Source organism: Psychrobacter proteolyticus, from assembly GCF_038155145.1.
GTDB classification, from domain to species: Bacteria; Pseudomonadota; Gammaproteobacteria; order Pseudomonadales; family Moraxellaceae; genus Psychrobacter; species Psychrobacter proteolyticus_B.
The window spans coordinates 1-219 of sequence record NZ_JBAKAY010000149.1; the positions used below are offsets into that span (position 1 = coordinate 1).

Below are 219 nucleotides of genomic sequence, written 5' to 3' on the forward strand. Positions count from 1 at the left end.
AAGAGAGATTGCTGACAGGGTTTTATACATTCGAGCAGAGGAGAACTTACAGATACCTTTGGACGATATCATTGTGAGCTTTGAATCTCGTAATCCGCACGTGCAAGTGTTAGCGAGCTATGTACACTCTAACGACCTTCTTACAGTACCAAGTAGTGTTTCTACCAAAGACAAACTATCTGACTCCGTTTTTGATACAGATATGATTATTACTAATGA

The 219-nt window shown here is 39.3% G+C and carries 1 pseudogene; it reads left to right on the top strand.

From position 1 onward, the window contains the following. Positions 1-219, top strand: a pseudogene (locus V6252_RS13310) (hypothetical protein); the annotation flags it as partial.